Raw genomic sequence first — 25,962 nt, 5'->3', positions numbered from 1 at the left:
ACAAACCACAGGCCCGGTGTTCGAGCGTGTAACCTTGATCACAGAGTAATTTTTGTTTAACCGAAAGGACGCGATCACCGGTGAGTGACTCCAAGACCCTGGACAACCTATCGCATGAAACTCGTGCGTTTGCCCCTAGCAAGAACTTCAGCGACCAAGCCATCGGCTCGGCGGGCCAGTACGCGGCAGCGGGCGAAGACCGGTTGGGCTACTGGGCGCAACAGGCACGGAGCGTGTTGACCTGGGACACCGATTTCACCGAGACCCTGGATTGGTCCGAAGCTCCGGTGGCCAAGTGGTTCGTCGGCGGCAAACTCAACGCGGCCTACAACGCGCTGGACCGCCATGTGGAGAACGGCTTGGGCGAACGCGTTGCCATTCACTTCGAAGGCGAGCCGGGAGACACCCGCAGCTACACCTACGCGCAGCTGACCGAAGAGGTGAAGAAGGCGGCCAACGCCTTCGAATCCCTGGGCGTGGCCAAGGGTGACCGGGTGGCCGTCTACCTGCCGATGATCCCCGAAGCGGTGATCACCATGCTCGCCTGCGCTCGCATCGGCGCGATCCATTCGGTGGTCTTCGGCGGTTTCTCCGCCGACGCGCTGCGCTCCCGCATCGATGACGCGGACGCCAAGCTCGTGGTCACCGCCGACGGCACCTGGCGCCGCGGAAAGCCCTCGCCGCTGAAGCCTGCGGTGGACGCCGCCCTGGAAAAGCCCGGCCACACCGTGGAAAACGTGCTGGTGGTCAAGCGCAACGGAGAAGAAACCGCGGTCAACCCGCTGGACAAGTGGTGGCACGACGTCGTGGGTTCGGCCTCGGCGGAGCACAGCGCCGTGCCGCACGATTCCGAGCACCCGCTGTTCGTGCTCTACACCTCGGGCACCACCGGCAAGCCCAAGGGCATCGTGCACACCACCGGCGGCTTCCTGGCCCAGGGCGCGGTCACCCACCGCGACACCTTCGACCTGCACCCGGAAACCGACGTGTACTGGTGCACCGCCGATATCGGCTGGGTCACCGGGCACTCCTACGTCACCTATGCCCCGCTGATCAATGGCGCCACCCAGGTGATGTACGAAGGCACCCCGGACACCCCGCATCAGGGTCGCTGGTGGGAACTGATCGAGAAGTACAAGGTCTCGATCCTCTACACCGCGCCGACGGCGATCCGCACCTTCATGAAGTGGGGACGCGAAATCCCCGACGGCTACGACCTCTCCAGCCTGCGCGTGCTCGGCTCGGTCGGCGAACCGATCAACCCGGAAGCCTGGATGTGGTACCGCGAGGTCATCGGCACCAACAACGGCAAGAACGGCGAACGCAAGGAGCACCCAACCCCCATTGTGGACACCTGGTGGCAGACCGAAACCGGGGCGCATATGATCACCCCGATGCCCGGAGTGACCGCCACCAAGCCGGGCTCGGCGCAGGTCGCCGTGCCGGGGATCAGCATCGACGTGGTCGACGAGGCCGGGGTTTCGGTGGCCGACGGCGAGGGTGGCTTCCTGGTCATCCGCGACCCGTGGCCAGCCATGCTGCGCGGCATCTGGGGCGATATGGAGCGCTATAAGGAGACCTACTGGTCCCGCTTCGAGGGCATGTACTTCGCCGGCGACGGCGCGAAGAAGGACGAGGACGGCGACATCTGGCTGCTGGGCCGGGTAGATGACGTGATGAACGTGTCCGGGCACCGGCTGTCCACCACGGAGATCGAGTCCTCGCTGGTGGCCCACCCGTACGTTGCCGAGGCCGCGGTGGTCGGGGCGAAGGACGAGACCACCGGTGAGGCGGTGGTCGCATTCGTGATCCTGCAGACCGAACCGCCCGAAGGCGAGGACGTGGTCGCGACGCTGCGCAACCATGTGGGCAAGGACATCGGCCCGATCGCCAAGCCGCGGCACATCCTGGTGGTTCCAGAGCTGCCCAAAACCCGCTCGGGCAAGATCATGCGCCGCCTGCTCAAGGACGTGGCCGAGGGCCGCGAGGTCGGCGACGCGACCACGCTGTCCGACGCGAGCGTGATGACGCAGATCGCGCAGTCAATGAAGAAGTAGCGGGCTCCGGCCCCCAGGCCGGGATCCACGGGCCGCCGCCTGCGCCACTGCCGACCGGTTCAACCGGCAACGGAGAGCGCCAGCGGTGGCCCGTTTCGTTTTACCTGGCGCATCCGTGTTCATGAAGCGCCGGAGAAAAGCTGAGGTGTATTAGATTGTTTCCATGTCTGAAAACGCTTCACGCACCATCTTGTTACTCAACGGACCGAACCTGAACCTGCTAGGAACTCGCGAGCCCGAAATCTATGGCCACGAAACGCTCGCCGATGTCGAGGCGCTGGCGCAGCGCACCGCGGCGGTCCATGGCCTCACCGTGGAGGCATTCCAGTCGAACCACGAGGGCGTGCTCATCGATGCGATCCACGAAGCGCGGCTGACCAAGGCCGGCATCATCATGAATCCGGGCGCCTACACGCACACCTCGGTGGCCATCGCCGATGCGCTCAGCGGGGTATCGCTGCCGGTCATAGAGGTCCATATTTCCAATGTGCACCGGCGTGAGGCATTCCGCCATCACTCCTACGTCTCCCCGGTGGCCACCTCGATCATCATCGGCGCCGGGATCAACGGCTACCGGCTCGCGGTCCAGCAGCTGGCGCATATCCTCGGCCACTAGCCGCCAATGCATTCACCGGTCTTGATCGAGGTGGTGCGGTCCCCGGCCGCTTTGAGGGCGCGTTCGATCTCCTCAAGGCTCAGCGCGAAGCCCACCTCGTCATTGCCTCGCGACTTGGCGAAGATCATGCCTACCGCTTCGCCGGAATCGTTGACCATGGGACCGCCGGAGTTGCCTTGGGCCACCTTGGCCGTCAGCTGGTAAACCGAGAGCGAGGCGGGGTTCTCGCCGTAGATGTTGGCGATGGACACCGTGGCGCGTGAGGCGACCACCGCGCCGCGCACCTGCAGCGGTCCGCCGGAAGGGTATCCGATGAAGGCAGCCTGCTCGCCGCGGCCCAGGTTCTCGTCGGCGAGCTCCAGAGGCTGCGCTTCCATCCCGTCGACACGCAGCACCGCGATATCGGCTTCCGGATCAAAATAAACTACTTTTCCGCGGTGAAGTTGATCACCCTCGACCTCCACCGTAGCCGCGCTCAAACCTGCCACCACGTGGGCATTGGTCATCACCAATTGGTCGTCGATGACGAAGCCGGAACCGGTGAGGTTCACACCGCATTGAACGGCGGTCCCGGAGATCTTTGCCACCGAATTCACCGAGGCGCGCTGCAGGTCGTTGGCGGACCATTGACCTTCCTCGACCGGCTCCACCGGCGGGGCGAAGGGATCGAGCAGGGCGGGGATGGTTTCGGCCATGACCGCCGAACGCGCCGAGGAGATGGCCGAGTTCACGAACTCGGGTGTCAGCCCACGGATCGAGGCGATCATTTTCGACTTGTCGATTTCGCTGGAAAGCCGCGGAATACCCATGCTTGACGTGGAAAATGCCAGTGCGCCGATGATTGTGGCGGTAATGAAAACCGAAAGCACGCCACCGGCCAAACCGTCTGCGGCACGCAGGAAATCGAAGTTCATCCAGCGCCTGATTCGGGTGGCAATAACCCTGCCCAGGGCCTGGCCCAAAATGATCAGCACGGCGGCCGTGGCGACCATCAGCGCGACCCGCCACCAAGGGTTCGAGGCGAAGGTCGAAACCAGCGGAATGGCGAAGAACGCGGCGATGCCTCCGGCGATGAGACCGAGCATGTCCCCGACCGTATAGAGGAAGCCGCGGCGGATTCCGGCAATAAAAAATGAAAGTAAAACTACGCAGATGGCGACGTCCAGCCAACTGAATACTCCGAGCACCGAGACCCCGCTTCATTCACAAACTTACTATTAACCCAAGGTACCCTTAGAAGCTGATGGATTTCTGCGAGGATATTCGCGAGTTTTTGTATGACGAGCGTGATTCTCAACATTTCTTGGTTAAACCACGTGTGGAAACTGTCACATTGTTACCGAATACGGCACAATGAAGTGAGCGCTTACTACTGTTGACAGGAGATTTAATGGATATCGAGGTACTGCGCCGCGCGCCGCTTTTCGCGTCGCTTGGTGATGAAGTATTCGCCACGCTAACCGAAGAATTGACCGAGGTCGATCTGTCTCGCGGTGCATCAGTGTTCCGCGAAGGCGATCAGGGTGACCGTCTCTACTTCATCGTCTCGGGCAAGATCAAGCTCGGCCGCACTTCCGCCGACGGACGTGAAAACCTGATTGCCGTGCTCGGCCCAGGTGAACTGTTCGGCGAAATGGCGCTGTTCGATCCACACCCGCGCAACGCAACCGCAACCGCCGTGTCGGAGACCCGACTAGCTGGTCTGAGCCATGAAAACATGCGCAAGGCGATCCTGAACTCCCCGGAGGTCTCGATCCAGCTGCTGCAGGCTTTGGCTGCGCGTCTGCGTCGCACTAATGAATCCCTGGCCGATCTGGTGTTCTCCGATGTTCCTGGCCGTGTGGCTAAGGCGCTATTGGACCTCGCTGACCGTTTCGGTCGCCCAGCCACCGATGGCATCCTGGTCGCTCACGAGCTGACCCAGGAAGAGCTGGCCCAGCTGGTCGGTGCCTCCCGCGAAACCGTGAACAAGGCCCTGGCCGAGTTCGTGCAGCGCGGCTGGCTCCGTCTGGAAGCCCGCGCCGTCGTGATCCTGGACATCCAGCGTCTGCGTCAGCGTTCGCGCTAAGCACCGCTGAGCAAAAGGCCGGACAACCCTCGCGGGTTGTCCGGCCTTTTGCTTTTCGACCGATGATCTAGTGGCCGGGCTCCGCCTGCCAAGGACGCGTCGATTCGACCCCGAGCGCGCTCAGCACTTCGAGATAATAGCTTCCGTCACGCACCAGCAGGTCCGGATGCTGCACGTCCAAGGTGCGTGCGCGCGAGAGATAGGCGACCGCACCGTGGGCATCGGCCATCCGCTCCAGCATCTGTTCGACCGCTGGACTGGTTATCTGTGACAATCTCAGGCCAACGGTGCTCGGCTGGCCAATGCGGTCTCCCAGTTCACTGGTGGCACGCTGCGCCATGATCTGCTTGGAGCTGCACCATTGCGCCCACTTGCCCTTAGCACGCAGCAGACGGGGCTCCTGATGCACGGGAACCGTTGCGGTGAAGTACCAGGTGTCGAATCGCCGGAAGGCGAAGTTGGGACTCAGCCAGTGGCTGACCGGGCGCATCAGGTCGGTGCGCAGGCCCAGCCCGCGCCGGCGAAGAAATTCTTCAAAGGCCAGATCCTGTCCGGCGATGGCTTCGCGGGCGGACATCCATTCTTCGGGATCGTTCATTTCGACAACCGACTGTTCGTCGGTTCCGGCGAGCAGGATCCCGGTTTCTTCGAAAAGTTCTCGGATGGCGCAGACCAGATGCGCGCGAACGAGCTGCTGATCCAACACGTCCATGCGCTTGGACCACTGCGAAAGGTTCGGGCCGAACCATTTGTACTCGACGCGGTCTCCCGCTTCGACACTGCCTCCGGGAAATGCCACGCTCCCGAGAGGGGACTCGCCGGGGCGGTAGCCCAGGAAGGTTTCTACTCCATGCGCCCCGTCTTGAACCAGGCAGACCGAGGAAGCGCGGCGGGCGGTGCGCGGGGTCCGCGAACCGAAAGTGAACCAGTTTTCCGCCGCTGGAATTTGATGCGGCGGTAGTTCTACGAGGCGACGCGCAACTCCGGTGCGCGTCGCGGACGGACTGGACCGCCCCTGACGCACACCGGAATCGCGTTGTGGACTACTCAAATTCGGCGATGACCTCAACCTCGACCGGAGCGTCCAACGGCAGCACCGCCACGCCTACGGCCGAACGTGCGTGCACGCCGGCCTCACCCAGGACATTTCCGAAGAATTCCGAGGCCCCGTTGATGACGCCAGGCTGACCGGTGAAGGACGGGTCCGAGGACACGAATCCAACAACCTTCACGATACGCTTAATGCGATCTAGGTCACCAATTTCTGCCTTGATGGCAGCTAAGGCATTCAGTGCGCAAGTCTGCGCCATGGCCTTGGCATCTTCGGGCGAAACCTCGGCGCCGACCTTGCCAAGAGCTGAGAGTTCTCCCTTAATCAGCGGAAGCTGGCCGGAGGTGTAAACGTAGTTGCCGGTGGTGATAGCCGGCAGGTATGCGGCGACCGGCTTTGCCACCGCTGGCAAGGTCAGATCGAGCTCTGCGAGGCGTGCTTCGACACGCGAGGAAGTAGCTTCTTGCATGGGGTTTTACTCCTTCTGAAAGTTAGGCTTTTGGACGCTTCATGTAGGCCACTGGATTGGTGCCATTAGGGCCGGGAACGATCGCTACGAGCTCCCAGCCATCGTCACCCCACTGGTCCAAAATCTGCTTGGTTGCGTGGATAACGAGCGGCAAAGTGGCGTATTCCCATTTAGTCATACTCGATACGTTAGCGCGTCCTTGTAAACTAGTAGGTATGGCAGCCAAGAAGTCACCCTTTTTTGATACAGCTACCACTCTGGGAAAGATCGTTGCGTTCTTCGGAATCAGTGCCCTGTGTGGCGTGCTGGCCGCGGGCATGCTCGTTCCCGTGGCAGCTATCGCAAAAACCGGTTTGACCACCGGAAATAATATTGTAAGCGCGCTTCCGAGCACATTCGAGAAGCTTCCCATTCCCGAGCCTTCGAATGTCTTGGACTCCGAGGGAAAGCTGATTGCGACGTTCTATGAACAGAACCGCGATCCGGTGGACCTCGAGGATATTTCTCCGTACATGCGCAAGGCGATTGTTTCGGTGGAGGACGAGCGTTTCTACGAGCACAGCGGCATTGACCCCAAGGGCATTGCCCGTGCGGTCATCAGCAACGCGACCTCCTCTTCGCGTTCCGGTGCGTCCACGCTGACTCAGCAGTACGTGAACAACCTGCTGGTCAATAACCAGATCTTGACCGGTTCCGACGAGAGCACCGTGTCGGGCAGCAAGGATTACTCGGACAAGATCCGCGAGCTGAAGTACGCGGTAGCCATCGAAAAGGAAATGTCGAAGGACGAAATCCTCGAAGGCTACCTGAATCTCGTATTGTTCTCGGGCCGTGAGTATGGTGTGCAGGCCGCCGCGCAGCGCTTCTTCTCCGTGGACGCCAAGGACCTGAACCTGCAGCAGTCGGCAATGCTCGCCGGCATGGTACAGCTGCCTAACGTCTACAACCCGCTCAAGAACCCTGAACGCTCCTTGGATCGACGTAACAAGGTGCTGGGCAACATGTACCGCACCGGCGCGATCACCAAAAAGGAATATGACAAGGCTGTGAAGTCGGACTTGGGCGAGGACCCTAGCAGCTCCGCTTCGGGTTGCATGGCTGCCAAAGATGACGGTTATTTCTGCGACTACATCACCAACTTGATCCTCAAGGACAAGAACTTTGGCAAGACCAAGGAAGACCGCGAGAACTTGCTGTTCCGCGGCGGCCTGACTATCAAGACCACGCTGAACTCCGCGTTGAACAAGCAGGCTGCCAAGGATGCCCGCGAGGCGATCGATCCTAACGCCAAGTCGAACGAGGATATCTACTCGTCGCTGGTTTCGGTTGAACCGGGAACCGGAAATATCTTGACCATGGCCCAGAACACCACATATGCGCCAGAATCCGAGGAAACCGGCAGCCGGACGTTCTACAACTTCGCGGTAGAAAGTCGACTAGGTGGAGCGGGCGGCTTCCAGGGTGGCTCCACCATGAAGCCATTCACCACCCTTGCTTGGCTTGACGAGGGCAATCACATGTACGACAAGATCAATGCTAAGAAGGAACTCTTCACCGCTGGCGATAAATGGCGAGCTTCTTGCCTTCCAGGTGGACAGACCTACACTGCAAAGTGGGAACCAAAGAACGCTTCGCGTGGCTTCTATCGCACGATGACGGTGGATACTGGGCTGTACTGGTCAATTAACTCCGCCACCGTTCAGGAAGCCAAAAAGGTCGATCTTTGCACCATTGCTGATTACGCAACCAAAATCGGGCTGATCGATCAAAAGCCAGTGGGTAGCGAGGGGCCAGCACCTATCAATCCTGCCAACCCTTCATTCGTTATTGGTACTGCATCGGTAACCCCGCTGGCGCAAGCGGCGGCTTTCGCCACCTTCGCAAACAAGGGTGAATACTGCGAACCGCGGGCTATCACCTCAGTGGTCGATAAAGACGGCACCAAGTACAAGGTGCCGAAGCAAAACTGCTCCCAGCAGATCAACCCTCAGTACGTGGCCGATTTGAATGGGACGTTGAAGAAGATCGCCACGAACCGTGTTTCCAAGGGCCAAGTTGCCGGACCAATTGCGGGCAAGACCGGCACAAATAACGGTGCGACTTCAACTTGGTTCGTCGGCTACAGCACCGGCATTTCGAGCGCGGCTTGGGTTGGCCGGCTTAAGGGACAAGGCGAAGAGGAAAAGAAGAATTGGCTGCACGGCAAGATGATCAACGACGAACGCGCTCCGAAGATGGTTGATTCCTCGACCTATGCGGCTCCATTGTGGGTTGACTTCATGTCCAAGGCGGTTCAGCAGTACGAGCGAAATTCCTTCGGTTCGGTCAGCAAGGCTCCTAAGCCGAAGCCAGCTCCTAAGCCGAAGGAAGACGACGAGGACAAAGAGGAAGACTCTAAAAAGGAAGACTCCGAAAATGAGGATTCCAAGGAGTCCGACGACGACAAGTCTGAAGCCACCGGCAATGGAAACGGTAATGGCAACGGAAACGGTCAAAACAACTCGAAGCCGACTACTCCGGCCAAGCCCGGAGATGATTCGGACGACTAAGTAGTCGCCGAAAGGCCGCGTTCAACTTTGGTTGAACGCGGCCTTTCGGTTTAGATTGGCACTATCATCAGACTCAAACGGGTCTGTTCCCTTGAAAGGACACTGACGGACCGGTCATGGTTGAACACACTAATTTCTCTTCGGCATTCGGCCGCGCCACCGGCACCGCGGCGCTGCTCGCCGGCGGTGCCGTCGCAGCAGGCGCGGCGGTGCTTGGCTACGGATTATACGAAACCCAGAAATTCGGGCTCCGTCGCGAAACCGTCAAGGTCCTTCCCCGAGGGGCGGGCGATATCCGCGTGCTGCACCTCTCGGACATCCACATGATCCCCGGCCAAGCCCTCAAGCGGCGCTGGCTGCACCGGCTCGCCGACGAGCGCCCCGACTACGTGATCAACACCGGTGACAACCTCAGCCACCGCGATGGCGTTCCGGCGCTGATCGACGCGCTGACGCCTCTGATGCAATTCCCCGGAGCCTTCGTGCCCGGCTCGAATTGCTACTACGCGCCGCGCCTGAAGAACCCGTTGCGCTACCTCAGCGCGGGCTCCGGCACCCCGAACCCTTCGAGCCGTGACAAGTTGCCCTTCGAAGAGATGCACCGGGCCTTCGGGTCCGCCGGGTGGGTCAACATGACCAACCGGGCCTACTCCACCGTACTCAACGGAATCCGGCTTGATCTGACCGGCGTCGATGATCCGCATCTGGAACGCGACCAATTCGCTGGATGGCCGCAAGGCTCGGTCACCGGATACCAGGCTCCGCACGTACGCATCGCGCTAACCCATGCCCCCTACCAACGAGTGCTGGATCAACTCACCGAGGCCGGAGCGGATATCATCTTCGCCGGCCACACCCACGGCGGACAGGTATGCATTCCGGGATACGGCGCCCTGGTGTCGAACTGCGATTTGCCGACGTGGCGAGCTCGCGGGCTGACCGAATGGGAATATGCCGGGCGCACCGTCCCGCTGAATGTCTCCGCCGGCCTGGGCCACTCTCGCTTCGCACCATTTCGCATTGCCTGCCCGCCCGAGGCAGTACTGCTCACGCTCACCGCAAGGGACTAATCATTCACTCCATCAGGCCCCGCACTTGGTTCAGGTGCGGGGCCTGAAGCCGTCTCTGAGCCAGCAACAAATAATCTATCCACTAGTGATTATTTGATTGAATTTTCCCAACTACTGACGGTAGGGTGTAGTCCGGTCGATATTGTTATTGGTGATGGTGGGGAACTCGCATGGCGCGACAACAAAACTCAGAAGCAGCTGAAGCGGTGTCGTTGACAACCACCTTAAAACGGCTGGGGCCGTTTGTCCGCCCGATTCTTCCGCGGCTCATCGGCGGCTTCCTCTGCGCCTTGGGCGCAGGTATTGTCGCCCTCGTCATTCCGCAGGTCCTCGCCTGGCTGGTGAACAACGTCCTGGACAGCGATGGGACGAACAACGCAATCTGGATCGCCATGGCGATTGTGGGTGCCTTGGGTTTCCTGGAAGCGTTATTCATCTACCTGCGCCGCCAATTCGTGCTCAACCCGGCGGCGGGGTTGGAAGCGCAGATGCGCATCCGCTTCTACAAGCATCTGCAGCGCCTGCCCGTGGCGTTCCACGAGCGCTGGGGCTCGGGCCAACTACTCTCCCGCTCGATGTCGGATCTGTCGCTGCTGCGCCGCTGGCTCGCCTTCGGCGCCATGATGCTCGTGGTGGACACGGTCACCGTGATCACCGGCCTGGCGCTGATGTTCTACCACTCGTGGATCCTCGGATTGCTCTACCTGCTAGGCGCCATCCCCATCTCGATCAAGGCCTACCACTTCCGCAACAACTACCGGGCCGCGAGCCGGCTGAGCCAAGACCAAGCCGGTGACCTCGCGACCGCTGTCGAAGAATCTGTCCATGGCATTCGCGTCATCAAGGCCTTCGGCCGCGGCCCCCATGTGTATGCCGGATTCAACGAGCAGGCCAAGTCGCTGCAGCAGACGGAAATCAGCAAGGCCAAAACCCTGGCCAGCTTCCTGATGGCCGTCGTGGCAATCCCCGAAACGATCTTGGGGCTGGGCGTACTGATCGGCATCTCGCTGGTTGCCGGCGGGCAGCTGAGCATCGGCTCGCTCGTGGCCTACTTCGCCATCGCAGCGGTGATCGCAGGGCCGGTGGAAGGCATGGGGATGCTGCTGGGCATGACGCTGAGCACCAAAACCGCACTGGACCGCCACTTCGAAGTGATGGACGCTTCCAACGACATCGTCTCCCCCGACCAGCCGAAATCCCCCGCCGAACGCACCGGTGAAGTGCAACTCAAGCACGTTCGATTTGCCTACCCCGATGCCTCCGGGCGCGGGCGCCCCATCCTTGCCGATATCGAGCTGACCATCCGCGCCGGGGAAACCATGGCGCTGGTCGGAATCACCGGCTCGGGCAAATCGACGCTGCTGAACCTGATCCCCCGACTGCATGAGGTAAGCGCCGGGCAGGTACTGGTGCACGGGCAAGACGTGCGCGAATGGGATCTGGAAGAGCTGCGCAAAGAAATAGCCGTAGCTTTCGAAGACACCACCCTCTTCTCGAATTCGGTCCGCGAGAACGTGCTGCTCGGCGCCCCGGCTGATTACAGCCCCGCGCAGCGCGAAGAACTCTTGGCGCAGTCCCTTGACGTGGCGCAGGCGCACTTCGCCTATCAGCTGCCGCAGGGGGTCGATACGCTCATTGGCGAAGAAGGCCTGTCCTTGTCCGGAGGCCAGCGCCAGCGTCTGGCCCTGGCCCGCGCCATCGCCGCCCGGCCCCGCATCCTGGTCCTGGATGATCCGCTCTCCGCCTTGGACGTGCGCACGGAGGAAGCGGTCACCACGAAGCTGCGCGAGGTGCTGGGCGGCACTACCACCTTGGTGGTGGCTCACCGCCCTTCCACTGTGATGCTCGCCGACCGGGTGGCGTTGCTGCGCGATGGTCGCATCGACGCGATCGGCAGCCACACGCACCTGCTGAGCACGAACGAACATTACCGATATGTGATCGCCAGCCTGGATGACGAAGCACCGATGAGCGAAGAGGTCGCGCGATGAGCCAACCACTAGGTGTCACCGAAGAGGACAATATCAACCTCTCCGGTGCCCAACGCAAACGAGTGCGCCGCCGCTCATTCAGGCTCCTGGCAACGCTCGCCATGCCGCAGAAGAAACTCTTCATTCTCACCGTGGTGCTGGTGCTGGTTTCCAATGCGGCCCGCGTCATCTTGCCAATCCTCATTGCCTTGGCCATCGACTGGACGCTGCCGCAGGTCCGCGAGGGCAACTGGGGCGCACTGGGAGTCTCCGGCGGCGCCTACATTGTTTGCGCCATCTTGGCCGGAGTCCTGCTGGCCTGGTACATCAATTGCGCCGCCCGCATTTCCCAGGCCATGCTCTTGGATCTGCGTCAGCAGGTCTTCCGCCACACTCAGCGGTTGAGCCTCGAATTCCACGAGAACTACACCTCGGGCCGGATCATCTCGCGGCAGACCTCGGACTTGGAAACCCTGCGTGAACTGCTGGACCAGGGAGTATCCGAACTCGCCTCCTCCTGCGTCTTCGTGATTTTCACGTTGGCCACCATCTTCATCCTGGATTGGCGCAGCGCTCTGGTGCTGTGCGTTGCGGCCATCCCAGTGGCGATCCTCTTCTTCTGGTACCAGAGCCGGTCCGAGGTGCTCTACCGTGAGTCCCGCGTAGTTTCCGCGAAGGTGATCTCCATGTTCGTCGAAACGATGACCGGCATTCGCGCGGTCAAGGCGTTCCGCCGGGAAGCGGCAAATGACGAAAACTATGGCGAGGTCGCCGAAAAGTATCGGGTCAACTCGGTGCGCTCCTTCAACCTATTCGGCATCCTCCAGCCGGGTCTGGTGCTCATTGGAAACCTCACCGTCGCGGTATTGCTGGCCTACGGAGGCTTCCGCATTCTGGAGGGGACGCTGGCGGTCGGCGTGATGGTGGCCCTGCTGCTTGCTGCTAAACGCGTCTTCCAACCGGTCGAACAGATCGCCATGTTCTATTCCTCCTTGCAATCGGCCACCGCAGCCCTCGAAAAGGTCTCCGGGCTCCTGGAAGAGGAACCGAGCGTCAGGGAGCCACTGACACCGCGCAGCATCGAGCAGGTCAAGGGAGAGATCGTCTTCAGCGACGCGGTCTTCGGCTACGGGCAGGGGCCGATCATCATGGACCGCTTCGATCTGAAGATCGAAGCCGGGCAAACGGTGGCGGTGGTCGGGCAGACCGGTGCCGGCAAATCCACCCTCGCAAAACTCATTTCGCGTTTCTACGATCTGCGCTCGGGCAGCCTGGAAATCGATTCGGTTCCCATCAATGAACTCTCGAATCAGGAACTACGCCGGCATGTGGTGATGGTCACCCAGGAAGCGTTCCTGTTCTCCGGGACGGTTGCCGAGAACATAGCGCTCGGCAAGCCCACCGCGACCCTCGCGGAGATCCATGATGCGGCCAAGGCGGTGGGCGCCGACGAGTTCATCCGCGAACTTCCCGAAGGCTATGAGACCGACATGAACAAGCGTGGCGGCCGGGTCTCCGCCGGGCAACGCCAGCTCATCTCCTTCGCCCGCGCCTTCCTAGCCGACCCGGCCGTGCTGATCCTCGATGAGGCCACCAGCTCGCTGGACATCCCTTCGGAGCGTGCGGTGCAACGCGGCCTGCAGCAGCTGCTGGGAAACCGTACGGCGTTGATCATCGCCCACCGGCTGTCCACGGTGCAGATCGCCGACCGGGTGCTGGTGGTGCACGATGGGAAAATCATCGAGGACGGCTCCCCGCAACAGCTGATCGCGGACGAGGGACGTTTCGCTTCGCTGCACAAGGCGTGGAAGGACTCGCTGGTCTAACCGGCCGCAAGCATATGGCAAACGAACTGGGCGACTTCCTTCCGGCCCCGAATCAGGGGGCGGACCCGGAAGTCTACGAGATTGAAAATAGCGCGCTGGATCGCACCGGGGTGCTCTTTGCGCGCTTGCGCTCCCTGGCGCCCTGGGCGGGCAAGGTCCTGCTGGATTTGGGATGCGGCAGCGGCTATTGGCTCCCCAAATACCTCACCGAACATGGCACGGTCCTCGGGGTGGAACCGGATCTGCGCCTGCTGGATGCCGCGCGGGCGCGTAGTTCGCGGGTTCAGGTGCTGCACGGGTCTGCCGAACATCTTCCGCTAGCGGATTCCAGCGTCGCGGTGGTGCACGCGCGCTTCGCCTATTTCTTCCCTTCCGCGAACTACGACTGCACCGCCGGGCTCCGCGAGGTCCTGCGTGTCCTGCGCCCCGGCGGGTCGCTGCTGGTGATCGACAACGACCACCAGCACGGAGAATTCGCTTCACTTTTGCGGCAGAGCCCTTGGGCGTCGGATCAGGGCGAGGATGACTACATCCGGCGGTGGTGGGCCGCGCAGGGAGCCCAACGCCATGAGGTGATGAGCAGTTGGAGCTTCGACTCTACGGAGGATCTCGCCAAGGTACTTCACCTTGAATTTCCGGCGGATCTGGCTCGCGACTGGATCGCGCGGCACCCGTTGGCGACCGAGTTGAGCTACGGCTACGTGCTGTATCACGTACGCAAGGGCGCAGCCGAGCTGGGCGGCTAGTTCTCTGCTTCGCGAAAAGGCCGGGGTGAAGGAATTTCTCCTTCACCCCGGCCTTTCGTTTTTGCCCTTAGGCGGAGAATTTCTCCCCGGTCAAACGCTCATAGGCGTCGATGTACCGGGCGCGCGTCTTCTCCACAATCTCTGCGGGCAACGCCGGTGGCTCTGCCCCGGAGTTCTTGTCCCAACCGGATGCCGCTGAGGTCAGCCAGTCGCGCACGAACTGCTTGTCAAAACTCGCCTGGGCCTTGCCCGGTGCGTAGGACTGGGCATCCCAGAAGCGCGAGGAGTCGGGGGTGAGCACCTCGTCGCCGAGCGTGATCTCGCCGTTGCTCGGATCGGCGCCGAATTCGACCTTGGTGTCGGCAAGGATGATGCCGCGTTCGCGGGCGATCTGCTCGGCGCGTTCGTAGAGGGCGACGGTCTTCTCGCGCAAGGCCTCGGAGACCTGCGCGCCGACACGTTCCACCGTCTGCGCAAAGGAGATGTTCTCGTCATGCTCGCCGACCTCGGCCTTGGCCGAAGGGGTGAACAGCGCCGGCTGCAGGCGTGAACCGTCAACCAGGCCCGCGGGCAACGGCAGCTCGCACACGGTCGAGGAGACCTTGTATTCGGCCAATCCGGAGCCTGTCAGATAACCGCGGGCGATGCACTCGATGGGGTACATCTCAAGCTTCTTGCACACCATCGCCCGGCCGGCTACCGCCTCGGGCACCTCGGTGGAGATCACATGGTTGGCGAATTCGCTCAGCTGCCCGAACCACCACAGGCTCAGCTGGGTCAGCACCTTGCCCTTGTCCGGAATCTCGCTGGTCAGCACGAAGTCATAGGCGCTGATCCGGTCCGAAGCGACCACCAGCACCCGGTCGGAGTCCGCGAAACCCACCCCGGCGGGCAGGTACAGGTCGCGCACCTTGCCCGAATAGAAGTGGTCCCAGCCATCGAGGGAAAGCGTTTCGGTCTGGAATCCTGCCATTACTTGCTCTCCCCGTTCACTACGATTTCTCCGCGTTCGGCCTTCAAGGCGATATCGCTGCGCGACTGGGCACCGCTCCAACTGATCTTGGAGACACCCGCGTAGGCGTTCGCCCGGGCGGCGGCCAGGTCATCGCCCAGCGCGACGACCGCCAAGACGCGGCCACCGGCCACGGTGATGTTGCCTTCGGCGTCGGTGCTGGTGCCGGCATGCATCACATGCACCTCGCCGACCTGGTTGGCTTCTTCCAGCCCTTCGATCACCGCGCCCTTGACCGGGGCATCGGGGTAATTCTCGGCGGCGATGACCACGTCCACGGCGGTCTTCGAGGACCAGCGCAGCTGCTCGGCATCGTCGAGCTTGCCGTTCGCCGCGGCGAGCAGAATCGCGCCCAGCGGGGTCTTCAGCCGAGCCAGGACCGCTTGGGTCTCCGGGTCGCCGAAGCGGGCGTTGAATTCGATGACGCGGATGCCGCGCTTGGTGATGGCCAGGCCGCAGTACAGCACGCCGGTGAACGGGGTGCCGCGCTTTTCCATTTCGCGCAATGTCGGGTAGGCGACGCGGTCCATCACCTCGTCGACGAAGCCTTCCGGAAGCCATTGAAGCGGCGAGTAGGCGCCCATGCCACCGGTGTTGGGGCCTTCGTCATTGTCGAAGATCCGTTTGAAGTCCTGGGCCGGAGACAGCGGCACGGCATGCTTGCCATCGCAGATGACGAACAGCGAAACTTCCGGGCCGTCAAGGAATTCTTCGATCACCACGGTGCCGCCGGCGGCAAAGCAAAGCTCTGCGTGGGCCAGCGCTTCGGCACGGTCCGCGGTCACCACAACCCCCTTGCCGGCGGCCAGGCCGTCGTCTTTGACCACATAGGGTGCGCCAAAGTCATCCAGCGCCGCTGCGGCTTCCGCCGCGGTCGTTGCCACGTGCGCCATGGCGGTGGGCACCTGCGCGGCGGCCATGACGTCCTTGGCGAATGCCTTGGAGGCTTCCAGCTGTGCCGCGGCGCGGGTTGGGCCGAAGACCGGAATCCCGGCTTCGATGAGCGCGTCGGCAACGCCGGCGGCCAATGGCGCCTCGGGGCCGACGATCACCAGCTCGCTGGCAAGTTCACGCGCCAGCCCCAGCACCGCCTGCGGGTCCTGGGCGTTGATCTCGTGGGTGGTGACGTCCTGTGCGATGCCGGCGTTGCCGGGAGCGCAATGAACCTCATTGACGTAGGGGTCTGCACTAAGTGCACGGACAATTGCATGCTCACGGCCGCCTGGGCCAATAACCAGTACCTTCACTGCACCGAGTTTACCGGAGAACCACACACGATTAGTGGTCTGTGACCGGGGGATGAAAAGTTGCCGCAGATCACCGCGCCAGCCCCTGGGGGCTTGCCTTCCTTGGGAAAGCCCTCCGTGCGGGCCTGCGCCTAGACTTGGCCTCATGGGTTCGGCGATAGACATCACACAGTGCAGCGAGCTGCTGCGGATCACCCGCAATTCGGTGATCGAATCGCGGCATTATGGCGCAGCGGTAGTTCTGGATCCGGCCGGGCAGGTTCTGGAGGCCATCGGCGATCCCGAAGCCCTGATCTTTCCCCGCTCCGCGCTGAAGCCTTTTCAGGCGATCGGTTCGTTGCGCGCCGGGGCGGCGTTGGAATCCGCGCAACTGGCGCTCGCCTGCGCCAGCCATCTGGGAACCGAACAGCATCAGCTGCTCGCGCGCAGCGTGCTCGACTCGGTGAAGCTGGGCGAAGAGCATCTGCAATGCCCGGCCTCCTGGCCCGGCGATTCGGCAACACGCTCCGAGATGGCCGCGCGTGGCCAGAGCCAGAACAAGCTTGCCTTCAACTGTTCGGGCAAACACGCCGCTTTTCTCGCGGCGGCGGCGGCCAGCGGCGAACCGCTCGGCAGCTATCTGTCACCCGAGCATCCGGTGCAGCTTTCGGCCTTCCGGGCGATGGAAGAATTCTGCGGGCCGATCACTTTCCTGGGCGTCGATGGCTGCGGAGCTCCGGCACCGCAGATGTCGCTGCGGTCCCTGGCGGAGGGATTTCGAAAGCTGGCGGCATCCACCGACCCGGCCGCGCGGTCGGTGGCCAGCGCCATGCGCGAACACCCGTGGGCGGTACGCGGCGCGGGCAGCCCCAATACGCTGGTCATCGAGTCCACCGGAATCATCGCCAAGCTCGGTGCCGAAGGAGTGCTGGGGATGTGCGCCCCCAACGGGGTGAGCGTGGCGGTGAAAATCCTTGATGGCGCTTCGCGCGGAATCGATGTGCTGGCGCTGGGGCTATTGGCCAGCCATGGCGCGCTCAGCGCGCAGAAGCTGGAAGAATTATCAAGCCGGCTGGGCGCCACAGCGCACACCGCCGGGGCGCGCGCTGCCGGGCTTTGCTACCTCGGCCGGGACTTCGCGGCCCGCTAGCCCCTCCGAGCACGAAATCCAGGGGCGGAATATGACATTTTTTCGTCATCCAAGGAAGGGAATTTAACGCCATGGCGATCAAGCGAAGAATCGATGAGCTCTCCGGTCGCGCCGCGCTGCGCGAATGGGCTGAAAACGCGGAAACCCGGGGGAAAACAGCCCGCCCAACGCTGGCCATGGCGGTGCGTTTCGCCTTGGAGGAACTCGCTTCGCGGGCCGAGGGGAACTCGGTTGAGGTGCGGGTTCCGCCCTTTGGTGTGACCCAATGCATTGAAGGCCCCCGCCATACCCGTGGTACGCCGCCTAATGTGGTCGAAATGCCCGCCGAATTATGGCTTTCACTGGTCACCGGGCGCACCGACTGGGCTTCGGCCACGCAAACGGGCCAACTGCACGCCTCCGGACTAAGGGCAGACTTGTCGGCACACCTGCCGCTAATTGAGTACCCTTAAAACTATGGAGCAACACCCCGCTACCCCGTCATCCGCAGACCAGCCGATCCAAGTGCAGGTTCATTCGGCACCGCGCTTCTGGCCAATAGTCCTCGCCGGCGCCGTACTCGGCGCCTTGGTAGGCGTAGTCATTGGCTTGATTGGTGAACCGTCCATGGATTACACCGTGGGATCGGCCGTCGGATTCTTCGCCATGTTCTGCGCGGGACTTGGCACCGGGCTGGGCGCGCTCGCATATGTAATTATCGATCGCGTAACTTCGCGCAAGACCACCCAAAAACTGGCGGTGCCCCTGGCCGGGGACACCGGCAGCGAGCTACAAGGCTAGGCGCCCTCCCCTTCCCAGGAAGGCAAGCGGTGGCCGCGCACCTGGTCGCCGTTCACCACATAAACGGTCGGTGTCGACCAATAGATACATGAGAGAATAATTGACATGGCGCGTGGCGATGGATTCCTGAATCATGACTTGCTTCCCAACGAAAAAGGGCCGCAGGACGAATGCGGCGTTTTTGGTGTCTGGGCACCTGGCGAAGAAGTTGCAAAACTAACCTATTACGGGCTGTACGCTTTGCAGCACCGCGGACAGGAGTCCGCGGGCATCGCAACCAGCGACGGCGCGCGAATCAACGTATACAAGGATATGGGCCTGGTCTCCCAGGTCTTCGACGAAAACACGTTGAACTCGATGACCGGCCACCTGGCCGTGGGCCACTGCCGCTATTCGACGACCGGCGCCAGCCACTGGGCCAATGCGCAGCCGACCTTGGGCCCGACCCAGACCGGCACCGTAGCCCTGGCGCATAACGGCAACCTCACCAACTCGGCGCAGCTGGCCGAAATGGTCGAGGCCAAGCAGGTCTCCGAGGGCGGCAAGCTGCGCGGTGAAATCGCCCAGGGCAATACCACCGATACCGCGCTGGTCACCGCCCTGCTTGCGGGCAAGGAGAGCCAGAGCCTCGAAGAGACCGCGCTCGAGCTGCTGCCCAAGATCGAGGGTGCCTTCTGCTTCGTGTTCATGGATGAGAACACCATGTACGCGGCCCGCGATCCGCACGGGGTGCGCCCCCTGGTGCTGGGACGGCTGAACCGCGGCTGGGTGGTTGCCTCCGAGCAGCCGGCCCTGGCCACCGTGGGCGCTTCCTTCATCCGCGAGATCGAACCGGGCGAACTGATCGCCATCGACGAGACCGGCATCCGCTCCACCCGCTTCGCCGAAGCCACCCCGAAGGGCTGCGTCTTCGAGTACGTCTACCTGGCCCGCCCGGATGCGACCATCGCCGGCCGTTCGGTCTACGAAGCCCGCGTGGAGATGGGCCGCCAGCTGGCCCGCGAAAACAGCGCAGACGCGGACATCGTGATCCCGGTTCCGGAATCCGGCACCCCGGCGGCCATCGGCTACGCCGAGGAGTCCGGCATTCCGTTCACCCACGGCTTCGTGAAGAACGCCTATGTGGGCCGCACCTTCATCCAGCCCTCGCAGACCCTGCGCCAGCTGGGCATCAAGCTGAAGCTCAACGCGCTGGAGACCGTGCTGCGCGGCAAGCGCGTGGTGGTCGTGGACGACTCGATCGTGCGCGGCAACACCCAGCGTGCGGTGGTGCGCATGCTGCGCGAGGCCGGCGCCGCCGAGGTGCATGTGAAGATCTCCTCGCCACCGGTGAAGTGGCCTTGCTTCTACGGCATCGACTTCGCCACCCGCGCGGAGCTGATCGCCAATGGCGCGGCCGTGGACGAAATCGGCAAGTCCATCGGCGCCGACTCGCTGGCGTACATCTCCGAGGACGGCATGATCGGCGCCACCATGCAGCCGCGGGAGAAGCTGTGCACCGCCTGCTTCACCGGCGACTACCCGATCCCGCTGCCCGGTGATGAGCGCCATGGCAAGAACCTGCTGGAGCAGGCAAATCAGAGCGGTTGCGAACCCGGCCCGGATGCCGAGCTCGAAGCAACTCTCTAGTCACCAATCCATCACCCACCTCGTTGCAAGCGGCACCGGCTATCCGGTGTTCACGACAGAAAAGGATCCATCTGCCATGAGCGGCACGCAAGAGCAGCCAACCTCCATCACCTACGCCGGAGCGGGCGTCGACGTCGAGGCCGGTGACCGTGCCGTCGAGCTGATGAAGGGCGCGATCAAGGCCACCCACACCAATGGCGTGGTCGGCGGAGTCGGCGGATTCGCCGGCCTGTTCGACGTTTCCTTCCTCACCGGGTACAAGAAGCCCTACCTGGCCACCTCCACCGACGGGGTGGGCACCAAGGTTGCGATCGCGCAGAAGCTGGACATCCACGACACCATCGGCCAGGACCTGGTGGGCATGGTGGTCGATGACATCGTGGTGGTCGGCGCCAAGCCGCTGTTCATGACCGACTACATCGCCACCGGCAAGGTCGTCCCCGAGCGCATCGCGGATATCGTGCGCGGCATCGCCGAAGGCTGCAAGCTGGCCGGCACCGCCCTGGTGGGCGGCGAAACCGCCGAGCACCCGGGCCTGCTGGCCGAGGACGAGTACGATGTGGCCGGTGCCGCCACCGGCGTCATCGAAGCCGATCAGCTGCTCGGCCCGGAGCGCGTGCAGGCCGGCGACGTCATCATCGGCATGGCTTCCTCGGGCATCCACTCCAACGGCTATTCGCTGGTGCGCCGCGTGATCGCCCACGCGCAGTGGGAGCTGGAGCGCGAGGTCGCCGAATTCGGCCGCACCCTGGGCGAAGAGCTGCTGGTTCCGACCCGCATCTACACCACCGCCTGCCTGGACCTGATCGGCGAGCTGAACGACGGGGAGAACTTCGGCGTGCACGGCTTCAGCCACGTCACCGGCGGCGGCCTGGCGGCCAACCTGGCCCGCGTGCTGCCCAAGGGCCTGATGGCCCGCGTGGACCGCTCCACCTGGTCCCTGCCCGCGGTCTTCTCCACCATTGCGGCGCTGGGCAATGTGCCGCAGCCGGACCTTGAGCGCACCCTGAACCTGGGTGTGGGCATGGTTGCGGTGGTCGAGCAGAACGTCGCCGACCGCGCGGTGGCACTGCTGAACAAGGCCGGCATGGGCGCCTGGATCATGGGTTCGGTCGAGAACCTCGAGCCTTCCGCTAGCTCCGCCGGCCTGGACTTCGTCCAGGGCGCCAAGGGCGTGGACGGCGGCGCGGTGCTGCTGACCGGCAACTACGCCAAGTAACTTTCGAAGCATCCCGCAAAAGGGGGCGATGCGGCACCAGCACGGTGCCGCATCGCCCCCTTTTTTTCTGCCCGCTTATCCACAGCTTGCCCGCCGCCGGCCCGCACCCGGCATTCGTGGGGCAAGCTGGGGCACATGAGTACGCATGCAGCCACCGTCCAGGCGCTGGATCAGCTGGCGAAAGCCGTCGGCCAGGTCGCGCAGGCCACGCGCGCGCTGGCCGGGATCGACCTCGCTCCGGGCCACGCCGCGTACTTCGCCTGGCTGACCGAGCGCTGCGCGGCCGAGCTCGCCCGCAGCCAGATTCATGCGGCCGACGCGCTGCGCTCCAGCGGTGCGCATCAACTGGACGAGCAGTCCCTGCAGGCTGTTGCCGAGGCCGGCCCGGCCCCCACCCTCCAAACCCTTGAGCAGCTTTCCGGCCAGCGGGCCAGCGGGCGCGCGCACTTCACCGACTGCACCTCGATGTACACCTCATGGCTCCAGGTACCGGTCTCCGCGGCCAACTATCGGCTCGCCCAGGCGGACGCGCTGATCGCGCGGGTCACCGAGGACGGGGTGCGCCATGGTCCGGGCTATCCGCTGCTGTCCGCCGAATTCACCGGCCGGGAAACCGATCCCCGCCTCGTGGCCCAAGCCGCCAGCAAACTCCGCGGCGTGCAAAAAGACCTCTCCTCCGCCGCGCAACGCGACAAACTCGAAGCGCAGGCGGCCACCTTGCTTCGCCAGGAGCCGGCTACCGCCCTGACGCATCTGGGCACGCTGGTCCAAGAACAGGTCAGCACGCAGCGCCCGCCCCAGGCACTCGTCGCCGAAGCCGGGATCTTCCGCAAGGGCATGCGCAACGGACTGGTGATCTATCAGCTCAAGGTGCTGCCCCATGAGGCGGAACTCATCGAATCCCTCCGCACGCAGATCGACAATCCGGCGACCATCGCCGGCAACCGGCAAGAACTCGCACAGTTGACCGCGCGGAGCTACGCGCAGGCAGGCGGCGGCCCGTCATCCAATTCCACTCCCGAGCCCGGAGCGGTGTCCGCGCCATCCCCAGCAACCACGTCGTGGAACGATCCGGAAACGATGCCCCGCTGGGCACAAGAAGGTACCCCCGCAGCGCAAGGGGTCCCGGCGGAGAATTCCGGCGACCAGTCCGCTGCCCAAACAGGCCCGGGAAACTCGGAACCCGAGGCGCCGGTTCCCGCGGATCATGCCGCGGTGACCGCAGACCTGCCCGGTGATTCCTTCTACCCGCAGACCTTCGAAGACCTCACCCCGGCGATGCGGCATCTGACGGCGCTGCTCAGCGCGCTTCGATCCACCGGCGCCACGGGAAAGAAAACCACCGGTATCGTCACCCCGCAGGTCATCGTGCACCTGGACTTCGCGAAAATGATCGCGGGCGACAAGAGCTACGCGATCACCGAGAACGGCATTCCGCTCTCCGATACCGAGGCACGCACGCAGATGTGCAATGCGGGGATCCTCCCGGTCGTCTTTAATGGCAATGGACAGATTCTCGATGTCGGTCGGGCCGAACGGCTTTTCCCGCCTCATATGAAACGAGCCCTGATTGCCCGCGACCGTGGCTGCCTCTATCCGGGATGCACCATGCCCGCGGGGCGCTGCGAAGCCGACCACCTCCTGCCGTGGGAGGAAGGCGGCGAGACGAGTGTTGAAAACGGGGCGATATTCTGCCCCCGGCACCACCATGCGCGCCATGCCGGGCTCTTCCGAGTCATCATCCGCAAAGACCGGCCTCCGGCCGTGCTCTTGCCCCGGTCGCTGGACCCGCCGCAAATTCCCCGCCGGAATACCTACTGGCTCTCGCCCGCGGAGGTTCGCGAGTCCCACGCCGGCTAGCCTTCAGCCTGCGAGAATACGCTCCCTTCGACATGGGGTGCGGCATACGCGAACAGCACCCGGAGCCCGGATTGGCACGGTTTGGCGCTAGGCTGGGACTGCTGGGCGCCGGCGCCGGATCGCTGCGGCGCAGGATGCTCGTGCCGTTCGCTGTCCGGGCCGAGTCCGGCTCCAGCGCACCGGTTGAAGCTGGACTGAATTTTGTCCCGTTTCGGCCCCTGGCGTCTATCCAGGACGCTTAGCTCGCCGTTAGCATGATCGCCGGGGTGAGCTTGGCCTTCGAGATCGTCCAGTACGTTCTCGCCCCGGGGAGTTCCGCTGCCACCGATATCTTTGTCGATATCATCGGGGGCCTGTTCCGATACCTCCTCATCGCTCCTCTGCAAAGCAGCGCGCGGCCCCGTATCTGGCGGACGATCTAGGGGATCTGCACTATTTTCACCGTGCTCTTCATCCTGCCGCCTGTGCGTTGTGCTCCACTGGGCGCGGAACCAAGATTAGCGGCGACGAGTACGGAGCATCCCCAGCCGCGCATTTTGCCTTCTGCAGCTAATCGAGCTGCCGCATCGCATGAGACAGCGGCACCCGCCAACGCCACGTGGCTTTCTCCTCGCCGCGCACATGACCATTGGTTACCAAAGCGACCGGCAACCCGCGTTTGACGAAGTTCAACAGAATCTTGTACCCGCTCATCACCGCCAGCGATGAGCCGAGCACCAACAACCCGGTAGAAGCCTCTTCGAGCTGCGCCATCTGTTGTTTGCGCTCCACGGGCACGCTTTCGCCGAAGTACACCACGTCGGGCTTCAATGCCAAGGAGCCGCAGTTTTCACAATTAGCCATGGTGAACCGGTCGACCCAATACTGCGGCAGTTCCACATCCCCATCCGGGTTGACGGCGCTGGGGTCGATTTCAACGGATTCAATGTAACCGACATTGAGCTCCTGCAGGCGGATGTCAAAGTGTTGGCGGTCCTCGCTCTGGCCGCAGTCCAGGCATCGCACAATCGAAAGGTCGCCATGCACCGGGATCACCGTTTTTGATCCGGCCCGATGGTGCAGCCCGTCAACGTTTTGCGTAATGATTCCGCTGATCCGGCCGGTATCTTCCCAGTCCACCAGCCGGCGGTGAATTCCATTCGGTTCGGCTTGGAACATGTGACGCCAGCCCACGAACCCGCGCGCCCAATAGCGGTGGCGTGCCTCAGGACGGTATTTGAATTCCTGATAGGTCATCGGACGGTGCCGTTGCAGCGAGCCGTTCGGTCCCCGGTAGTCGGGGATCCCGGAATCGGTGGAAACTCCCGCCCCTGTCACCACCAGCACATTGCCTCGGTCGAGCATTGCCTGCACGCCGGCTCTGGCGTCTTCTTCCGAGGAAGGATCCGCTTGCTGCTCCACGATGCGTTGCATGGACCGGATGGCCGAGTGATGGGCCATTTGGATGGAAAGCTCTTCGGGGGTGCTCACGTTCTGACCTTTCGGAGCATTCGGGGACGACAAAGGCCGCAACGACCTTGAAGCTAATTTAGCTTAGTCGTTGCGGCATGTCGCAAAAATGTACTGAAGAGCTGCACAACTTCATATGAAGGCAGGCACCCGAGCCAAGGACTCTCGGTTGAGTAGCTGAGGATTAGTCAGCGTCGTCGTCTCCGGAGTACTTCTTAGTCAGCTCGTCGTAATCAGACTCTTCGTCGTCATGCGATGAATTATCAGGCTCCAGATTCTGGGCATGATAATCGGACCGGACACCAAGCTCACGCTCTAGTGCCGTAAGGTCAGTCGAGGGCGAGTAGTACTTAATATCTCGCGCTTGACGCTGTGCTTTAGCCTTTTGACGGCCGCGCCCCATGGCGTGACCCCCTCTTTTCAGTAGAGTCGGGAGGTGGTCCACCTAATAGGTGAAGGCCCCCGAATATGTGATCAGTTCTTTCGTAATTAAAGGTTAACACGATTCGACGGCGAGCGCTGAACGCAACACGTGTCAGACCCGTTAGACTGTCGATTAGTCCAACGACTATTTAGTGAGCTTGCTCCCTTTCAAACCAAGGCGAACCTTCAAGGAGCACTACAGGTGGTGGAAAAAGATCTACCCGAGCCGCAAGCGGCATTACCGCCATTGCAGCCCGAACCGGAGAAGCCCAAACGGCAAATCGGCCAGTGGGTTTTACTCGTCATCGCCGTTTTAGCCCTAAGCGCTGCGGTGGTATTCGTTGTACTTCGCTTTATTACGCCAGCTACGCCAGAGGCGAACAATGTGGAGCGGAATCCGAGCCCCGGCCTGGATGGAATTATCGCCGCGTCCATTCCACCGGAACAACTCATCCTCGGCGACTGCCTTCGCGGCTTCGAGTCTCCGCTTGCAGTGCAGACCGTAGTGACCTGTGATTCTGCACATAATGCTCAGCTCATCGGTTCCTTCGAGCTAGCCGGCGAAGAATACCCGGGCTCTAACGAGTTGCTGACCGAGTCCGAGTCGCTGTGCAAGTCGGTTTCCTTGGACCCCAGCGCCGGCCTCGATTCAACTTGGACGTATCACTTCTCCCGTCCGTCGGAAAGCACCTGGACGCAGGGAGACCGCCAGGTCTCCTGCTTCCTGAGCCTCTCCGAAGGCAATGTGCGCAACTCGCTGCTTCCAGAGAACGAAGAAAGCTAAGCCCCGCA

Annotated in this window: 23 protein-coding genes; 15 read left to right on the top strand and 8 right to left on the bottom strand. The window is 62.6% G+C overall.

Annotation, left to right across the window (positions count from 1 at the left end; all coding sequences use genetic code 11):
- Positions 1–80: 80 nt before the first annotated feature.
- Complete coding sequence (gene acs, locus ACT3TP_RS05690; protein ID WP_444619805.1) at positions 81–2,057, top strand: acetate--CoA ligase; 1,977 nt, start codon at positions 81–83, stop codon at positions 2,055–2,057.
- 163 nt (positions 2,058–2,220) lie between these two features.
- The gene (gene aroQ / locus ACT3TP_RS05685; protein ID WP_444619803.1) at positions 2,221–2,673 is read left to right on the top strand and encodes a type II 3-dehydroquinate dehydratase; all 453 of its coding nucleotides are present in this window, start codon (positions 2,221–2,223) and stop codon (positions 2,671–2,673) included.
- Here aroQ and ACT3TP_RS05680 read toward each other — a convergent pair.
- Positions 2,670–3,860, bottom strand: coding sequence for a MarP family serine protease (locus ACT3TP_RS05680; RefSeq protein ID WP_444619801.1), 1,191 nt, complete (start codon positions 3,858–3,860; stop codon positions 2,670–2,672). The genes aroQ and ACT3TP_RS05680 overlap by 4 nt on opposite strands.
- A gap of 203 nt (positions 3,861–4,063) precedes the next feature.
- On the opposite strand from ACT3TP_RS05680, the gene ACT3TP_RS05675 reads away from it, so the two are divergent.
- A complete protein-coding gene (locus tag ACT3TP_RS05675; RefSeq protein WP_096257040.1) occupies positions 4,064–4,741 on the top strand; it encodes a Crp/Fnr family transcriptional regulator in 678 nt (225 codons plus the stop codon).
- A 67-nt stretch (positions 4,742–4,808) separates the two neighbouring features.
- Here the strand turns inward: ACT3TP_RS05675 and ACT3TP_RS05670 are convergent, their stop codons facing one another.
- Genes ACT3TP_RS05670 through ACT3TP_RS05660 form a run of 3 tightly spaced genes read right to left on the bottom strand, consistent with a single transcriptional unit; the run spans position 4,809 to position 6,439 of the window.
- Positions 4,809–5,765 carry an NUDIX hydrolase gene (locus ACT3TP_RS05670; RefSeq protein WP_444619893.1) on the bottom strand — a complete coding sequence of 319 codons (957 nt, stop codon included), beginning with the start codon at positions 5,763–5,765 and terminating at the stop codon, positions 4,809–4,811.
- 19 nt (positions 5,766–5,784) lie between these two features.
- Complete coding sequence (locus ACT3TP_RS05665; protein WP_444619799.1) at positions 5,785–6,261, bottom strand: RidA family protein; 477 nt, start codon at positions 6,259–6,261, stop codon at positions 5,785–5,787.
- Positions 6,262–6,283: 22 nt separating this feature from the next.
- Positions 6,284–6,439: a hypothetical protein gene (locus ACT3TP_RS05660; RefSeq protein ID WP_096283344.1), complete on the bottom strand. Its 156-nt coding sequence runs from the start codon at positions 6,437–6,439 to the stop codon at positions 6,284–6,286.
- A gap of 37 nt (positions 6,440–6,476) precedes the next feature.
- Between ACT3TP_RS05660 and ACT3TP_RS05655 the strand changes: the two genes are divergently transcribed.
- The 5 genes from ACT3TP_RS05655 to ACT3TP_RS05635 all read left to right on the top strand — a co-directional run bounded on the left by ACT3TP_RS05655 (position 6,477) and on the right by ACT3TP_RS05635 (position 14,422).
- A complete protein-coding gene (locus ACT3TP_RS05655) occupies positions 6,477–8,810 on the top strand; it encodes a transglycosylase domain-containing protein (RefSeq protein WP_444619797.1) in 2,334 nt (777 codons plus the stop codon).
- 116 nt (positions 8,811–8,926) lie between these two features.
- Positions 8,927–9,880 (top strand): metallophosphoesterase, encoded by a 954-nt coding sequence (locus ACT3TP_RS05650; RefSeq protein ID WP_444616263.1) that lies wholly within the window; start codon positions 8,927–8,929, stop codon positions 9,878–9,880.
- A gap of 170 nt (positions 9,881–10,050) precedes the next feature.
- On the top strand, positions 10,051–11,871 hold the full coding sequence (locus tag ACT3TP_RS05645; RefSeq protein ID WP_096283338.1) for an ABC transporter ATP-binding protein: 1,821 nt from the start codon (positions 10,051–10,053) through the stop codon (positions 11,869–11,871).
- Positions 11,868–13,676 (top strand): ABC transporter ATP-binding protein, encoded by a 1,809-nt coding sequence (locus ACT3TP_RS05640; protein ID WP_444619795.1) that lies wholly within the window; start codon positions 11,868–11,870, stop codon positions 13,674–13,676. Before ACT3TP_RS05645 ends, ACT3TP_RS05640 begins: the two co-directional genes overlap by 4 nt.
- A 14-nt stretch (positions 13,677–13,690) precedes the next feature.
- Positions 13,691–14,422 carry a class I SAM-dependent methyltransferase gene (locus ACT3TP_RS05635; RefSeq protein ID WP_444619793.1) on the top strand — a complete coding sequence of 244 codons (732 nt, stop codon included), beginning with the start codon at positions 13,691–13,693 and terminating at the stop codon, positions 14,420–14,422.
- Between the two features lie 67 nt (positions 14,423–14,489).
- On the opposite strand, the gene ACT3TP_RS05630 is transcribed toward ACT3TP_RS05635, so the two are convergent.
- Both ACT3TP_RS05630 and purD read right to left on the bottom strand, forming a co-directional pair.
- Complete coding sequence (locus ACT3TP_RS05630) at positions 14,490–15,395, bottom strand: phosphoribosylaminoimidazolesuccinocarboxamide synthase (RefSeq protein WP_444619791.1); 906 nt, start codon at positions 15,393–15,395, stop codon at positions 14,490–14,492.
- Positions 15,395–16,681 carry a phosphoribosylamine--glycine ligase gene (gene purD, locus ACT3TP_RS05625; RefSeq protein ID WP_096283330.1) on the bottom strand — a complete coding sequence of 429 codons (1,287 nt, stop codon included), beginning with the start codon at positions 16,679–16,681 and terminating at the stop codon, positions 15,395–15,397. Before purD ends, ACT3TP_RS05630 begins: the two co-directional genes overlap by 1 nt.
- Positions 16,682–16,826: 145 nt before the next feature.
- Here purD and ACT3TP_RS05620 point away from each other — a divergent pair, with 145 nt between their 5' ends.
- From ACT3TP_RS05620 to ACT3TP_RS05595, 6 genes are all read left to right on the top strand, one after another.
- The gene (locus ACT3TP_RS05620; RefSeq protein ID WP_444616256.1) at positions 16,827–17,810 is read left to right on the top strand and encodes an asparaginase; all 984 of its coding nucleotides are present in this window, start codon (positions 16,827–16,829) and stop codon (positions 17,808–17,810) included.
- A gap of 71 nt (positions 17,811–17,881) precedes the next feature.
- Positions 17,882–18,262, top strand: a complete 381-nt coding sequence (locus tag ACT3TP_RS05615) for a sterol carrier family protein (protein ID WP_444619789.1) — start codon at positions 17,882–17,884, stop codon at positions 18,260–18,262.
- 4 nt (positions 18,263–18,266) lie between these two features.
- Positions 18,267–18,590, top strand: a complete 324-nt coding sequence (locus ACT3TP_RS05610; protein WP_444619787.1) for a hypothetical protein — start codon at positions 18,267–18,269, stop codon at positions 18,588–18,590.
- Between the two features lie 105 nt (positions 18,591–18,695).
- Positions 18,696–20,219 carry an amidophosphoribosyltransferase gene (gene purF / locus ACT3TP_RS05605; protein ID WP_096283324.1) on the top strand — a complete coding sequence of 508 codons (1,524 nt, stop codon included), beginning with the start codon at positions 18,696–18,698 and terminating at the stop codon, positions 20,217–20,219.
- A 76-nt stretch (positions 20,220–20,295) separates the two neighbouring features.
- Positions 20,296–21,438: a phosphoribosylformylglycinamidine cyclo-ligase gene (purM, locus tag ACT3TP_RS05600; protein ID WP_096283323.1), complete on the top strand. Its 1,143-nt coding sequence runs from the start codon at positions 20,296–20,298 to the stop codon at positions 21,436–21,438.
- A gap of 135 nt (positions 21,439–21,573) precedes the next feature.
- The gene (locus tag ACT3TP_RS05595) at positions 21,574–23,298 is read left to right on the top strand and encodes a hypothetical protein (RefSeq protein ID WP_444619785.1); all 1,725 of its coding nucleotides are present in this window, start codon (positions 21,574–21,576) and stop codon (positions 23,296–23,298) included.
- 549 nt (positions 23,299–23,847) lie between these two features.
- On the opposite strand, the gene ACT3TP_RS05590 is transcribed toward ACT3TP_RS05595, so the two are convergent.
- Together ACT3TP_RS05590 and ACT3TP_RS05585 are read right to left on the bottom strand one after the other, a co-directional pair.
- Positions 23,848–24,738, bottom strand: coding sequence for a Sir2 family NAD-dependent protein deacetylase (locus ACT3TP_RS05590; protein ID WP_444619891.1), 891 nt, complete (start codon positions 24,736–24,738; stop codon positions 23,848–23,850).
- A gap of 193 nt (positions 24,739–24,931) precedes the next feature.
- Entirely contained in the window at positions 24,932–25,150 is a 219-nt protein-coding gene (locus tag ACT3TP_RS05585) for a DUF3073 domain-containing protein (protein ID WP_096283320.1), read from the bottom strand.
- 225 nt (positions 25,151–25,375) lie between these two features.
- On the opposite strand from ACT3TP_RS05585, the gene ACT3TP_RS05580 reads away from it, so the two are divergent.
- Positions 25,376–25,954: a septum formation family protein gene (locus ACT3TP_RS05580; protein WP_181148208.1), complete on the top strand. Its 579-nt coding sequence runs from the start codon at positions 25,376–25,378 to the stop codon at positions 25,952–25,954.
- Positions 25,955–25,962 lie beyond the last annotated feature (8 nt).

This window comes from Glutamicibacter sp. AOP38-B1-38 (genome assembly GCF_052377485.1).
GTDB lineage: Bacteria > Actinomycetota > Actinomycetes > Actinomycetales > Micrococcaceae > Glutamicibacter.
Note: the sequence above shows the minus strand (reverse complement) of the source record. Positions and strands in the feature narration are given on the sequence as shown.

Coding starts and splice junctions, on each gene's coding strand:
- aroQ (WP_444619803.1), top strand. CDS start 2,221: ATGTCTGAAAACGCTTCACGCACCATCTTGTTACTCAACGGACCGAAC.
- ACT3TP_RS05675 (WP_096257040.1), top strand. CDS start 4,064: ATGGATATCGAGGTACTGCGCCGCGCGCCGCTTTTCGCGTCGCTTGGT.
- ACT3TP_RS05665 (WP_444619799.1), bottom strand. CDS start 6,261: ATGCAAGAAGCTACTTCCTCGCGTGTCGAAGCACGCCTCGCAGAGCTC.
- ACT3TP_RS05660 (WP_096283344.1), bottom strand. CDS start 6,439: ATGACTAAATGGGAATACGCCACTTTGCCGCTCGTTATCCACGCAACC.
- ACT3TP_RS05655 (WP_444619797.1), top strand. CDS start 6,477: ATGGCAGCCAAGAAGTCACCCTTTTTTGATACAGCTACCACTCTGGGA.
- ACT3TP_RS05650 (WP_444616263.1), top strand. CDS start 8,927: ATGGTTGAACACACTAATTTCTCTTCGGCATTCGGCCGCGCCACCGGC.
- ACT3TP_RS05645 (WP_096283338.1), top strand. CDS start 10,051: ATGGCGCGACAACAAAACTCAGAAGCAGCTGAAGCGGTGTCGTTGACA.
- ACT3TP_RS05640 (WP_444619795.1), top strand. CDS start 11,868: ATGAGCCAACCACTAGGTGTCACCGAAGAGGACAATATCAACCTCTCC.
- ACT3TP_RS05635 (WP_444619793.1), top strand. CDS start 13,691: ATGGCAAACGAACTGGGCGACTTCCTTCCGGCCCCGAATCAGGGGGCG.
- ACT3TP_RS05630 (WP_444619791.1), bottom strand. CDS start 15,395: ATGGCAGGATTCCAGACCGAAACGCTTTCCCTCGATGGCTGGGACCAC.
- ACT3TP_RS05620 (WP_444616256.1), top strand. CDS start 16,827: ATGGGTTCGGCGATAGACATCACACAGTGCAGCGAGCTGCTGCGGATC.
- ACT3TP_RS05615 (WP_444619789.1), top strand. CDS start 17,882: ATGGCGATCAAGCGAAGAATCGATGAGCTCTCCGGTCGCGCCGCGCTG.
- ACT3TP_RS05610 (WP_444619787.1), top strand. CDS start 18,267: ATGGAGCAACACCCCGCTACCCCGTCATCCGCAGACCAGCCGATCCAA.
- purF (WP_096283324.1), top strand. CDS start 18,696: ATGGCGCGTGGCGATGGATTCCTGAATCATGACTTGCTTCCCAACGAA.
- purM (WP_096283323.1), top strand. CDS start 20,296: ATGAGCGGCACGCAAGAGCAGCCAACCTCCATCACCTACGCCGGAGCG.
- ACT3TP_RS05595 (WP_444619785.1), top strand. CDS start 21,574: ATGAGTACGCATGCAGCCACCGTCCAGGCGCTGGATCAGCTGGCGAAA.
- ACT3TP_RS05590 (WP_444619891.1), bottom strand. CDS start 24,738: ATGGCCCATCACTCGGCCATCCGGTCCATGCAACGCATCGTGGAGCAG.
- ACT3TP_RS05585 (WP_096283320.1), bottom strand. CDS start 25,150: ATGGGGCGCGGCCGTCAAAAGGCTAAAGCACAGCGTCAAGCGCGAGAT.